The 12,709-nt window shown below is 58.7% G+C and carries 15 protein-coding genes; 6 read left to right on the top strand and 9 right to left on the bottom strand.

The window, feature by feature from the left end:
• Positions 1-74 precede the first annotated feature (74 nt).
• From KP702_RS01645 to aat, 6 genes are all read right to left on the bottom strand, one after another.
• The gene (locus tag KP702_RS01645; protein ID WP_215768408.1) at positions 75-3,302 is read right to left on the bottom strand and encodes a DUF3971 domain-containing protein; all 3,228 of its coding nucleotides are present in this window, start codon (positions 3,300-3,302) and stop codon (positions 75-77) included.
• Positions 3,303-3,366: 64 nt separating this feature from the next.
• The gene (gene bcp, locus KP702_RS01640) at positions 3,367-3,852 is read right to left on the bottom strand and encodes a thioredoxin-dependent thiol peroxidase (RefSeq protein ID WP_086634387.1); all 486 of its coding nucleotides are present in this window, start codon (positions 3,850-3,852) and stop codon (positions 3,367-3,369) included.
• 60 nt (positions 3,853-3,912) lie between these two features.
• Positions 3,913-4,299 carry a hypothetical protein gene (locus tag KP702_RS01635; RefSeq protein WP_046899957.1) on the bottom strand — a complete coding sequence of 129 codons (387 nt, stop codon included), beginning with the start codon at positions 4,297-4,299 and terminating at the stop codon, positions 3,913-3,915.
• 142 nt (positions 4,300-4,441) lie between these two features.
• Positions 4,442-5,014, bottom strand: coding sequence for a hypothetical protein (locus tag KP702_RS01630; RefSeq protein ID WP_202206399.1), 573 nt, complete (start codon positions 5,012-5,014; stop codon positions 4,442-4,444).
• Positions 5,011-5,889, bottom strand: coding sequence for a hypothetical protein (locus KP702_RS01625; protein WP_202206398.1), 879 nt, complete (start codon positions 5,887-5,889; stop codon positions 5,011-5,013). Before KP702_RS01625 ends, KP702_RS01630 begins: the two co-directional genes overlap by 4 nt.
• Positions 5,889-6,548, bottom strand: a complete 660-nt coding sequence (gene aat / locus KP702_RS01620; protein WP_215768407.1) for a leucyl/phenylalanyl-tRNA--protein transferase — start codon at positions 6,546-6,548, stop codon at positions 5,889-5,891. Before aat ends, KP702_RS01625 begins: the two co-directional genes overlap by 1 nt.
• 62 nt (positions 6,549-6,610) lie before the next feature.
• Between aat and KP702_RS01615 the strand changes: the two genes are divergently transcribed.
• On the top strand, positions 6,611-6,808 hold the full coding sequence (locus tag KP702_RS01615; protein WP_202206807.1) for a hypothetical protein: 198 nt from the start codon (positions 6,611-6,613) through the stop codon (positions 6,806-6,808).
• 3 nt (positions 6,809-6,811) lie between these two features.
• Here the strand turns inward: KP702_RS01615 and KP702_RS01610 are convergent, their stop codons facing one another.
• Positions 6,812-7,204, bottom strand: a complete 393-nt coding sequence (locus KP702_RS01610; protein WP_252347239.1) for an MAPEG family protein — start codon at positions 7,202-7,204, stop codon at positions 6,812-6,814.
• A 31-nt stretch (positions 7,205-7,235) separates the two neighbouring features.
• On the bottom strand, positions 7,236-8,069 hold the full coding sequence (locus tag KP702_RS01605) for an EcsC family protein (protein ID WP_215768406.1): 834 nt from the start codon (positions 8,067-8,069) through the stop codon (positions 7,236-7,238).
• Between the two features lie 120 nt (positions 8,070-8,189).
• On the opposite strand from KP702_RS01605, the gene KP702_RS01600 reads away from it, so the two are divergent.
• Positions 8,190-8,705, top strand: a complete 516-nt coding sequence (locus KP702_RS01600) for a hypothetical protein (protein WP_202206396.1) — start codon at positions 8,190-8,192, stop codon at positions 8,703-8,705.
• A gap of 15 nt (positions 8,706-8,720) precedes the next feature.
• Here KP702_RS01600 and KP702_RS01595 read toward each other — a convergent pair whose 3' ends face one another.
• Positions 8,721-9,137 (bottom strand): EVE domain-containing protein, encoded by a 417-nt coding sequence (locus tag KP702_RS01595; protein WP_202206395.1) that lies wholly within the window; start codon positions 9,135-9,137, stop codon positions 8,721-8,723.
• Between the two features lie 148 nt (positions 9,138-9,285).
• Between KP702_RS01595 and ccmC the strand changes: the two genes are divergently transcribed.
• Genes ccmC through KP702_RS01575 form a run of 4 tightly spaced genes read left to right on the top strand, consistent with a single transcriptional unit; the run spans position 9,286 to position 12,699 of the window.
• Complete coding sequence (gene ccmC, locus KP702_RS01590; protein WP_086634380.1) at positions 9,286-10,047, top strand: heme ABC transporter permease CcmC; 762 nt, start codon at positions 9,286-9,288, stop codon at positions 10,045-10,047.
• A complete protein-coding gene (locus KP702_RS01585) occupies positions 10,044-10,211 on the top strand; it encodes a heme exporter protein CcmD (protein WP_143412318.1) in 168 nt (55 codons plus the stop codon). The genes ccmC and KP702_RS01585 overlap by 4 nt, the downstream gene beginning before the upstream one ends.
• The gene (gene ccmE / locus KP702_RS01580) at positions 10,208-10,711 is read left to right on the top strand and encodes a cytochrome c maturation protein CcmE (RefSeq protein ID WP_064273832.1); all 504 of its coding nucleotides are present in this window, start codon (positions 10,208-10,210) and stop codon (positions 10,709-10,711) included. The genes KP702_RS01585 and ccmE overlap by 4 nt, the downstream gene beginning before the upstream one ends.
• An 8-nt stretch (positions 10,712-10,719) precedes the next feature.
• Positions 10,720-12,699 carry a heme lyase CcmF/NrfE family subunit gene (locus KP702_RS01575; RefSeq protein WP_215768405.1) on the top strand — a complete coding sequence of 660 codons (1,980 nt, stop codon included), beginning with the start codon at positions 10,720-10,722 and terminating at the stop codon, positions 12,697-12,699.
• Positions 12,700-12,709 lie beyond the last annotated feature (10 nt).

Below are 12,709 nucleotides of genomic sequence, written 5' to 3'. Positions count from 1 at the left end.
TGCCTCCTGATACGGGAACGATCATAGAACTCCCGTACATATTTCGGAACAGCTGTGCCTTTAAGGAAGAGCGCCTACTGGAGAATTTTCCGTAAAGCTCCAGGAAGAAGCATGGAAAGCGGATTGACGGTCAACTCAGGCTGACCAACAACACCCGTCACATCAAATGTCGCGGCCAATACACCGCCGCCCTTCTCTGGCGCCAGAATATGCCCGATCCCCGGTAGTTTCCCCGGCAGCGCGTTCAGGCCAAAAAGCGGCACAATAGTGCCATGCAGAGCCAGCGCTGACGTATCCAGATCCACCGGCCCTTCTACAGTAGCGCCAAGAGCCTGATTACCGATTGTTCCATCGCGCAGGACGAGCTTTCGCCCTTCCAGAGCAATCTTCGTGGACACGTGGCTTACACTGAAACGATCCGTGCGGCTTTGCGACCAGTGTAGCGGGGAAAGATCGGAAACGGCCGTGAGGGTAAAGGGCGGCTGAAGGAACTGGAACGGCCCGATTTCCAGCTGCCCCCGGAAAGGCGGAAGTCCCAGCCCAAGGCCTGACGTGCCAGCTTTCTCTCGCAGGAAATTCCCATCCAGATGTGCTGCGCCGCCGCCGATCCGATCATATAAGCCCAGCCCCTTCAGCAGTGCTCCCAGATTGTCCACATCCAGAACGAAGGGCTGCCTCCGGCCTGTATCCGCCAGAACGGCTCTCACACGCGACGGGGCATCCAGTGCAAATCGCCCGGATGTCAGGCTGCCGTTTCGTAGTTCGATATGCGACACGACGCCCCCAACCAGCCCTTTAGGACCAAAATAAACCCGCGGGGCGTGCAGATCGATTGACCAGGCATCTCCGGCACTAGCGGTCTTGTCAGACGAGCTTCCAGCTTCACGCGTAGCAATCGCAGCCGCATCGCGAGATGCCTTGCGGGATTCCGGGTCAAAAAGCGGCGCAAGATCCAGCGGATCAGCATTCAGAATGATCTGAATGGGAGAAGATGGTTCCTTGGGCAAGGTGATCTGCGCATCACCCTCACTCCGGCCCAGACGAAAGCCTTCAATGATAATATCGTTGAGCCGCCCTCCCTGCGTCACACCACGGCCAGCGACAGAAAGTGTCTGGCCATGCGCCTGCAACCCATCCAGCGCCACCATGTCATGGCCCCGGAAGCCAATATGGGCCGACGCGACAGCTGCCTCACCTTCAGGCTTGGTCCAGACCGGAACAGTAATTCCGGCCTTCTCCATGTTCAGGGAAAGAGCAAGATCCGCAAGCGTATCGGCATGCTCTATGTAATGCGCTGAAAGCGTGGCATGGCCGGTAAACAAACCCGCTGGCACAAGATGCGACTTCACTGCAGACAGGGGATCCAGAAGCGCCGTTGCACGAATATCCTGCAACACACGTCCCGGCGCTCCCTGCTGGAAATTTTCATCCAGCGCGACATGGACAGGAATGCCCGACAACCGCCCATCCCCTGTCAGGTTCAGGCCGTTTTCCGTCGCTCCGAGTGTGCCGGACGCTCCATCAACAGGCCGCCCCATCAAGACATTGCCAAGATGCACGTTGGCAAACGAGGCTTTGGCCTGAACATGAATGTCACTGTTTTTGAGACGCGCCGTCAGCGGCAGCGTTAGCCGAGCCTGAGCATCAATAGTCCCGGAAGGCTCCGTGAACGGAAGCGGATGCCGTGACAGAAGATGCAGCCTGGGATGAGAGAGAATATCCCGAAAAGCCGCGACCGATCCCTGAAGATGGGTCTTGATATCCCCTGTCGTCGGGCCTTTCTCATACAGATTACCAATGCGCACCTGACCGTCAGGGATGCTGATGATTCCATCTGGCGTGGCCTGCTGACCATGCTCCAGATCAAGAACCAGCGTATCAAATCCATCAAACCCGAGACGTGCATCGATACCCGTCGCGGGCGGCACAGGCCGCAGCCAGTGCACGGTCAGGTCATGGCCCAGCAACTGGCCATCCATGCTGGTGGGGAGGATGTGCGACAGCCCATCGCTCGTATGAAGATGGGTTCGAACCATCAGGTCCCGGCCCTGCCCGCTGGTGATGTTAGCAGCGATCCATTTCCGCCCCCCCTTGATGATACCGGAAGGCCAAACGCTCCCGAGCGTCGCAAAATCAAACCCGTCAAGACTGGCCGTCGCATCTCCATCCAGCACGTGAATATGCTGGAGATTATTGACGGTCAGATCAGCGGTCGCATGAAGGTGCGTCAGGGCATTATTGGTATCAGCAAGCGTCAGCGAACAGTCAGGAACGGAAAGTCTCGCGGCCCCCTCTGTCCCAGGTTTTGCCATAACCAGATGAAGGGACGCCTTGCCGTCACGCAGATCAACGGGCAGCGCTTCTTTCTGCGCAACATGCCCGGCTCCAAGGGCAACCTGCATCTCAATGCTGGCTGGAAGCTCTCCCATGCCATGAGGCACGACATGAATGTCCGCGCCAACGGTCAGCGGGACGTCCCATGCCGCTAGAGCCGGGGCGAACATACTTAACCCGGACGGTCGGAACGTCGTGGACGTCAAATGCCACTGGCCAGTGGTCGGGGAGGTCTGTCCGCCTTTTGCCGTCAGAAGCGTCTGGAATGATCCAACACGCACGGAACTGCGCCACCAACCATTCCACAGGTAATCATGAGACGCAGCAGCGACTTTCAGCCGCTGCCCGTGTGCTTCAATCGGCCCCAATAGCAGTCGTTGTCCATTGGGAAGCCCCAGCAGCGTAATACTGACGTTCTTGAGGTCCAAGGCCGCCAGTCGGTCCATCTGTGTCGGAACACCGCGGCCACCATGTTTCTGGGATGGCAGATCCAGATCGACATCGCCATTCGGCTGACGACGCAAAACCAGTGTGACATCCTGCAGGCGCAACCTGCGTGGGGCAATGATGCCGTGCAGAAGCGGCGCAAGTGCCAGAACCGTATCGGCCTCACCGGCTTGTTCAGCAGGCGTGCCATCCAGCCGGGCAACTGTCAGCCCGCGCGCTTCAAGCATCAGCCCGGCAGAAATACCGCCGGAGCTTGGTTGCCATTGAACACGCAGCCGGGACCACGAAAGGCGCCCAGCGGGATGCCCCGGCTTTTTGCCTGCGACAACAGACACCGGTTCAATGAGACGTGAAACCGCTGTGATATCGACTGGCCCATGCGCCAGCTTCCACAACAGGACAGCCGACAGCGCCCCGGCCACGGCGACAGGAGCAACAAAGGCAATGCAGGCCCACCGCGCAACATGCAGATGACGGGGCAAATGAAACGGGCCGGGTGTGTAAGGATCAGGCAGGGCCATGACTGGTATGCCGGGAAGCCTCCGGCGTTCTCCCTGTCTGTGAAAGAGATGGCTGGAGAGGCTCTCAGGCCCCTGAGGTCAGGCTCCGGAACGCTTCTGCCACGAGGGCAGAGTGCTCAGCAGGCTTAACTTTGCGCCAGATGTGACGGATGACGCCGCTCCCATCCACCAGAAAGGAACTGCGTTCCATACCCATGTAGGTGCGGCCATACATGGATTTCTCAACCCAGGTACCATAAGCCTCAGCCACCACATGGTCTTCATCCGACGCCAACGGGAACGTCAGTGAGTACTTTGCAGCGAAGCGCTCAATTTTTGAGACGGCATCCGGGCTAACACCGATAATGGTGAGGCCTTCACTGTCAAAAGACGGCAGATTTTCCTGAATGGAGCAGGCCTGCGTCGTACAGCCGGGCGTGTCAGCTTTCGGATAGAAATAAAGCAGATATGGCTTACCCTTCAGCGCATCGCTGCTGACGGTACCGCCTCCCGAGACGGGAAGCGAAAACGCAGGGGCCTGGTCGCCCACCTGAAGAGCATGATCTGTCATAGGCACCATGATTGCCTGACACCCTTCGCCCGATCAAGGCGGACGAAGGGTAAAAAGGGCTCAGTATTGCGGATAAACCACAACTGGCGGCGGCGGAGCATAAACGACCGGCGGCGGTGGCGCATAAACCACACGTGGCGGCGGGGCGTACACGACCGGCGGTGGTGGCGGACCATAAGAGTTGCTCAGCATAGCGCCACCAACAGCGCCGATTGCTAGACCGCCCAGAATGCCACCAACGACGGCACCGGTATTTCCACGATGACCGCCACGATGCCAGCCCGGACCCGGGCCATAATATCCACGCCCTGGGCCACCGTATCCGGGGCCGCCATATCCGCCATGCCAATGAGCTTCAGCGGCGGGAACTACGGCATTAGGGGCAACTACTGCCGTGCCGATCAGCAGGGGCGCAGCCAGAAGGACTGCACGGGTGATGCGACGCATGGCAAATCTCCTCATTACGTCAGACGGGGGATCAGAAGAGATCCTGTCCGTCCTGTGAGAAGAAATCTGCCACACGAAAATGGCAGGAAAAGGCAACAATCATGGCAAGATTTTCTCAAATTATGACTATTGCCCACCCCTCTCAGTGCTTCGGGTCAATCCGGTGATAACCGGCTGGTGGATCAAAGAGTTCTGCTGGCTGAGACGCTCGATTTACCGAGGCAGCCTGCACCACAAGCCGTCCGCTCTGGGTTGCGCCAAGTAGCAGACCATCTGCCGTGTAACAGAAGTCTGTGGGCTTGTTGTCGGTGTCCGCGGCTTCCCAGATGACGCACGGCTCCCCAGCAATTGTGGCCGGACCGACCTGTTTCCATGCCCCTGGCGCAGGTGTTCCCGGAGCAGAAAACGATTCGCCCGGGGCCTCGGTGACCGTGGCAGTTTTCAGAGCCGTATCCAGAACCATCAGACGATGAAGCCGGTAATCCGTCAGCATGACCGTTGAGGCCCCTTCCGGATCAACGCGCTGACGCCACATCTGCGAGTTCCAACGCATCCGCTGGTGCAGATGCTGCCCTCCCGGCCCCACCATGACGTAATCGATATCCGCATCGTGCATCGGTGTGACAAAGGGGGCTGTCATGGTGTCAGCAGCGTTCGCTGCGCCGACTACGAGAACAGCCAAGGTAAAGGCGGCGACCAGAGAAATACGCTTCATTCTTTCATGCCACCGTTTGCTGGTCCGCTTGGCGGCTGATCAGGTGAGGAGACCGTTCCGTCGCCAGCCGAATCATTAGGAACAGATGGCTGGGTTGTATCCTGTGACGGCGCAACCTGCCCTGGCAAAAGCGTTGGAGCCGCGGGACCTGACGTTTCTGCAGGAGTGCCTTCTGCTGCAATATGACCCGGCGTCTGCACACTGGAATCGCCCGCAGCGCCACCTTCCGGCACAGGAGACGGCGTTAGTGTGTTCGCCTGATTGCTGCCCCCCCCCTGACGGCGAGACGCTGTGCGGGGCGTGATTTCCTGGAAACCAGCCGGGGGCTGGAACGTCGCGGTAGGGAGATCCCCATAGGACAGGCTTACAGCGCGGATAGAGCCCGAGGCACCATCGGCATCCACACCATCCTCGGCGAGAATGACACCATCATCCGTCACGCAGGCCGAAGCTTTACCATGGGCTGTCTGGATATCCCAATGATCACAGACGGCCCCGGCAATCGTCTCTTTACCGCCCTTGGTGTACTTCATGCCCAGATCCAGCATGAACGGATTATGCAGTCCGTGCTGGGGACGGATATGTGCGTACAGTTTGCGCGGCACCATCACGAGCGTCACGACCTGCCCCGGCCGGTCCAGAATCGTGATGCCTTGCCCATCTGCTGAGTCGATCCGCAGCAGATCACCCGACCCTGAGAAATAGACCTTCACATCGCCGCCCTGAGAGGCCGGAGCAGACAGATGATAGGTCACGGTCGCATCACGCGCGGGCGCCAGTCTCGGATGGTCATCAGCGAGAGCCGATCCGCCACTGCCTGCGAGAAGCAGGCCAATGAGAAGAGCAGACTGATGCCGCCGGAGGAATGAAATCATCAGGATTCTCCTGGATGTGGGCGCAGAGACGCGATGTCATCGCGCAGAGCGTGCAGATTGAAATCATCCGGCCAGATGGTACGGACAGTCAAAGCCTGGTTCAGCAGCGCCAGATAATCTGCCGCCGGGATACCGATGCCCCCAAGTGTTATCAGATGGGGAGTGGTATATTGTGTATCCAGAAGGCGATACCCTCCCTTGCGTAATCCTGCAACGAGATGGACGAGTGCAATCTTGGAAACATCGCGCTGGCGGGAAAACATGCTCTCCCCGAAAAATGCTCCGCCGAGGGCAACGCCATACAGCCCCCCTACCAAGGCACCGTCGTCCCAGACTTCGATCGAATGTGCAAAACCACGCTGATGCAGAGCGCCATAGAGGTCACAAATTTTCGGGCTGATCCATGTTTCCTCCCGGCCCGGTGCAGGGTCTGCACACGCAAGCATGACGTCCCCAAAAGCCCGATCTGACGTAACCTGAACCTTGCCAGACCGGATCGTGCGCATCAGTTTTCGGGGAACAATCATTGCGTCGAGCGGAAGTACTCCACGCTCTTCCGGAAAATACCAACTGAGCTCATCACTGTCCCGATCAGGGGCCATCGGAAAAATTCCCGAGGCGTAAGCATCCAGCAGGATTTCAGGCGTAATGTCAGACATCCGGTTTCTGCTTCGCATCGTACATGGGGGATTATTCACCTTTCTGTACCCGGATGTGGTACATGGTACTCCAATCTCGATGGAGTACTGCATTGCCTATAGCGTTTGTTTATCTGATCTGTCTGATTCCGCTCGGGCTCGCACGCTTCCTGCTCCCTGAAGCTGACGGCCTGCTGATGGCACTCGTCAAAATCTGTTTTGCAGGAATTGTGTTCTGGGGCCTGCTGGACTTCTGGCGCCTTCGCCCCAAGCGAAGCTGATCGTCAGATCAGTCCGCCCAGAACCAGAAACAGCCCGATCATCGACACCCCCCAGATCAAACTGCGGATGCTTCCCAGACCCAGGGCATAGGCTGGAATATAAGCCAGTCGCCCCAGGAAGTAGAGGCCTGCTCCCCACGTCACCAGACTTCCGTCCCGACCGGCCACATGGGCCACAAGGACTGCCCCGATAAAGATCGGGAGCGTCTCCTGAAAATTTGCCTGTGCCCGCCGCATTCTGGCGGCAACGCCTGTGTATCGCGGGGCTTCGCCATCCCGGTTACTCGTAGCCCACTGCACACCATCTTGCCTGCGGCAGGCTGCTGACGTCAGAAACAGCTGCACGACAGCCAGAACCAATGTGAAACTCAGCCAAAGAAGACTGCTCGGCATCATATTTCCAGCTTTCGTTCAGCGTCCTGAAAAATCAGGAAAAGGTTTCCGATGCGGCACCTGAGCGAATGTCCACAGCAGCTTCGTGAACAGCCCGACCGTGAGTGCGCTCCAGACGACGGATCGTGAAATGTGCCCGCGCAAGTGCGCGATAATGGGCGAGGAAGGCAGCGTTAAGCGAGGCACCACACAGCGCACCTGCAACAGGAACCATCTGCAACGCGAACTTCCGCGACAGGCCAATTCCATAATGAGATGCCACTTCGGAAATCAGCATCACGACCGGGCGTCCACGCAGCAAAGCACGCGCAGAGAAGAACCCGAGCTCCCCATCTTCCTCTTCCTGACGGGCAGGGAAAGTTTTGAGTGCAAACACTTCAAGGCACGCCCGACGTGTTCCCTCATCACGCAGGTCTTCACCTTCTTCACGGGCAATTCGGGCAATTTCCCGCATGATGGTCAGAGTTGTGAACCCGACGTCAGGGGCCAGTCCGAAAATTCCACCAAAACCACCGACGGCGCCCGACACGGCAACAGCAGCCTGTCCGGCATTCTCACGCCACGGCTCACGAACGAGCGGGACGTCATTCTTGATGCCGACAATCGCAATATTGAAGGCACGTTCAATCGCGATTTCAGCCGTCTTCTGAATTTTCTGCTGCACTGTGGGTGCAAGGCCGAGGCCTTTCATCCCGAGTCGCGCAGCCTGCCCGACGGCTCCTCCCATCAGATCCGCCAGACGGACAAGGACACCACGCCCCTGTTCGACGCGTTCCAGCACGGACTGAAGTTGGGCCAACGAGTCCCCGTCCAGCGCCAGTGATGCAAATTCGCTACTCGGAAGCTGCGAGCCATTCTCTACGGTCATGACGATCAAAACTCCTGTTCGTAAGACCTGAAACCGTTTACCCGATAGCAGGTTTCATATCGCATCACGAAAGCCCCCTGCTTGACGGGTGCCCCGGCCGGGTGTGGAGAAGGACATATTATGAAAACATTTTCCCGCTGGATCCTGTCTGCCCCGCTGGTAGCCAGCCTCCTTGTGACAGCAGCCGCACCGGCCCTGTCCGCTCCACATCATGCCCATCGTAGCCATAGTACGGCCGATCTGCCACAGATCCCGCCCTCAACGGCGCATCAGCTGAACAACCCGCCAGAGAAAAACCTGACGCCCGCCCAGCAGGTTGCACTGCCAGACGGTGGAGCTCCTCCGCCGCCGCACGGCTATGTTGCCGTGGAAGACTCCGAGGAAAGACTCGCAAATTTCAGCGGCGAAGTGCGAACGCATCTTCCTGTCGGAATGCCGGGCACCAATGCTGAGCAGAAAACCAATGGCACAAACAACCTGCCATCCCACTTCAGCATTTTCGGTATGCCAGTGAAGTTTAACGCCCCCGTTACGGCGCCCTATCACAGCGAAGATCTTCCCCTGACCTACGCTGGGCACCCGTCCAACGGGCAGACCAATGTTCTCGTCAACGGAGATGCGTCAGACATTCACTGACCGGTAACGGGTCCGTCAGGCGCGGACCCACCCGCCGATTTTCGTCAGATGCTGGAACTCCTGCTCCGTCACCGGGGCGACAGAAAGGCGGGATTGTCTGAGAAGAGCCATCTCTTCCAAAGCCGGATCGGCCTTGATCTGAGCCAGGCTCACTGGAGTCGTGAAAGCACCATTCGCCTTCACATCCACGCAAACCCAACGCGGATCGTCCGCAGTCGGGTCCGGATAAGCTTCTTTCACGACCCTGACGACACCAACGATCTGCTTTTCGCTCACCGAATGATAGAAAAACGCCAGGTCCCCCGTTTTCATGGCCGCAAGATTGTTCCGCGCCTGATAGTTGCGAACGCCGGTCCATGGTTCGATGTCATTACGAACCTGTTCATTCCACGAAAAGGCTTCGGGTTCGGATTTTATCAGCCAGTACGCCACGTCTTTCTCCTGCGGAAAGTTCCCATTTCGCGCTCATTTCCGTGAAACGTGATAACAGTCATAGGAACAATGGGACAATGCGCCCCTTCCGAATGCGTGGGGTTCGGACTATTTCAAGTAGAAATATTTCTCCGAGTTGAGAGTTCCCGTGCGCCCTACGCCCAATCTGCTCCATCGTTATGCCAATCCGGGGCAATTCCTGCGTCTGGCCCGTGCGCTTCAGCCGTGGCTATCCACAGGTGCGATCATCTTCCTGACCGTCGGCATTGTCTGGGGTCTCTTTTTCGCCCCCGCTGACTGGCAACAGGGCGAGACGGTCCGGATCATGTATGTGCATGTGCCGATGGCTTGGCTTGCGTCCTCCTGCTACCTTGGCCTTGCAGTCTGCGGGCTTCTGTCGCTCGTGTGGCGACATCCGCTGGCGGATCTCGCCGCCATTGAAATCGGGCCGGTCGGGGCCTGCGCCGCAGCTCTTTGCCTCATCACAGGTTCGCTTTGGGGCCAGCCGATGTGGGGAACCTGGTGGGTCTGGGACGCGCGCCTGACATCCGTGCTCGTGCTGTTCTTCCTGTACCTGGGGCACATCGCCCTGATCCGGGCCTTTGATGAACCTGCCCGTGGACAGCGCGCCGCTGCCATTCTGGCACTGGCCGGAGCCATTGATCTGCCGATCATAAAGTTCAGCGTCCAATGGTGGAATACGCTGCATCAGCCGGACAGCATCACGCTGACCGGTGCACCGACCATGTCCATGACGATGCTCTGGCCGCTCCTCATCACAACCATCGGCTTCACACTTGGTGTCGCCGCTGTCATTTTCGCCCGGCTGAGTGCCGCAATCCACGAGAGCCGCGCGCGTCAGCTGATGGCACGCTCCAGGCTCAACCGTCCGGACAGGTCCGCAGCATGATGCACCTTCCCAATCACTGGCCCTATATCGCCGCAGCTTATGGTCTCACCATCGGCTGCTCGCTGGTTCTCGGTATCGGCGCGGCTTTGCGTCTGCGCCGTGCCAAAGCCCGGCTGGCGGCTGTCGAAAGCCAGCTCCGCCATCGTGAAAGCTCTGCATCATGACCCGCAAGACACGTCGCCTGTGGATTGTCATCGCCTGCCTCGCCTGCATCAGTTCCGCGGCAGCCCTGACGCTGAGGGCCTTCTCTTCCAACATCGTATTCTTCATGGCCCCGTCTCAGGTCAAGGCGCACCCCCCGGCGCCTGATCGCACGATCCGCTTGGGCGGAATGGTTGTTGCAGGCTCACTGCACCGCATCACGGAACACGATGCCCCGGTAAACTCCTTCAACGTGACGGATGGTCAGGCTTCAGTCGAAGTTCACTACACCGGCATCCTTCCTGACCTTTTCCGCGAAGGCCAGAGCGTAGTGGCACTCGGCACGGTGCAGAAGGATGGTGGTTTCACGGCCAGTGAAGTGCTTGCCAAGCATGACGAGACTTACATGCCCAAAGAAGTGGCCGAAGAACTGAAGCGTACCGGCAAGTGGGACCCTCGTTTTGGTAAAGCCCCTGACGCGGCAAGCTGGGACACCATGACAGCCAAGAAAACCGGAGGCTGAACGCCATAATGTTTGGACCAGAACAGGGCCATTTTGCCCTGGCCCTCGCCTGCGTTCTCGCACTCATTCAGTTTGTCGTTCCCCTCTGGGGCGCTCACAAGCGCAATGCCCGCCTTGTCGCCATGGCGCCATTTCTCGCGGTTTCACAGCTTTTCGCTCTGGCCATCTCTTTCTTCAGCCTGATCATGTGCGCCGTTCGGGATGATTTCTCCGTCCAGAACGTCGCGGCAAACTCCGCTGCCTCCAAACCGCTGCTTTATAAAATCACGGGTGTCTGGGGGAACCATGAAGGGTCCGTCCTGCTCTGGACCCTGATCCTCGGCGTATGTGGTGCAGCCGTATCGACCTTTGGACGCAATCTTCCGGACATTCTCCGTGGGCGCGTTCTGGCCATTCTTGGCGGTGTTTCAGCCGGGTTCCAGCTGTTCTGCCTCCTGACCTCCGACCCATTCGACCGTGTTTTTCCGGCGCCCATGGATGGTCAGGGCATGAACCCGCTGCTTCAGGACCCGGGCCTCGCCTTCCATCCGCCTATTCTCTACACGGGCTATGTTGGCTTTGCCGTCCCATTTGCGTTTGCCGTTGCTGCTTTGCTTGAAGGCCGGGTGGATGCCGCCTGGGGCCGCTGGGTTCGACCTTGGGCCGTAGCGGCCTGGTGCTTCCTGACCTGCGGCATCGCACTTGGGTCTTGGTGGTCTTATTATGTGCTGGGTTGGGGCGGCTACTGGTTCTGGGACCCGGTTGAGAACGCTTCGCTCATTCCCTGGCTGACCGGAACCGCACTCGTCCACTCCGCTATCGTCGTAGAAAAGCGCGAGGGCCTGAAAATCTGGACGGTTCTGCTGGCTATTGCGACATTCTCGTTCTCCCTGTCCGGCACATTCCTTGTCCGCTCAGGTATTCTAAATTCAGTCCATGCCTTCGCGAATGATCCGGCCCGTGGCGTGTTCATTCTGGCACTTCTGGCTTTGGTCATTGGCGGTTCGCTCGCTCTCTTTGCATGGCGCGCACCGTCTTTGACATCTGGCGGCCTGTTCTCACCCGTCTCGCGAGAAGGCTCGCTCGTTCTGAACAATATCCTGCTGTGCTCGATTTGTGCGGTTGTTGTGACAGGCACGATGTATCCGCCGTTCATGCAGCTTCTGGCAGGTCGCACCATTTCGGTGGGCAAGCCCTTCTTCGATGCTGCAACCATCCCGCTCACAATTCCGCTTCTTCTGGCCATGGGTGTCGGAACCGCGCTTCCGTGGAAACGGGCGCAACTGGCACGAACATTCTCCCACCTGTTTGTTGCAGCTATTCTCGCGGCCATCGGCCTGGTCCTGTGTTTCTGGAAGTTCTCTGGAGCATTGCCTATCGCCTGTGGCGCTCTGGCGATCTGGGTCATGGCGGCCTCCGTCACGGATGTTCTGCGCCGCATTGGCCTTGGTCATTCCAGCCGCAGTGACATGCTGGCGCGCGCCAAGAGCCTTCCCCGCTCAAGCTGGGGAGCAGCGCTGGCACATATCGGTGCGGGCATTACCGTGCTGGGTCTGTGTGGAATGTCTGGTGCCCAGCATGCGATCGTAGAGATCCACGTTGGCGAGACCCGCAGCCTTGCCGGGGACGACTGGACGCTCGTCAACGTTCATGACTATGCCGGGCCGAATTACCGCGCGATGCAGGCAGATATTGCCGTACGCCACAACGGCAAACTGGTCACGATGCTGCATCCGGAAAAACGGGACTTCACCACCCAGAACCAGACCACAACGGAAGTCGCGATCCATACGAACTTCATCACGGATCTTTATGGTGTCGTGGGAGACCGGCACGGAACGGGCGCCGATGCGACCTATGTGCTACGTCTGCACAAGAACCCGCTTGCCCCGTGGATGTGGCTGGGCGGGCTTGTTATGGCCATCGGCGGAGCGTTCTCGCTCTCGGATCGTCGTCTGCGCGTTGGCGCACCGAAGCGGTCTGCCGCACGGACCATGGCCAAAGCCTGAGGAGAGACAC

The organism is Gluconobacter sp. P5B12 (assembly GCF_018812035.1).
In the GTDB taxonomy this organism is placed as follows: Bacteria; Pseudomonadota; Alphaproteobacteria; order Acetobacterales; family Acetobacteraceae; genus Gluconobacter.
This window is presented reverse-complemented; position numbering and strand designations above follow the sequence as displayed.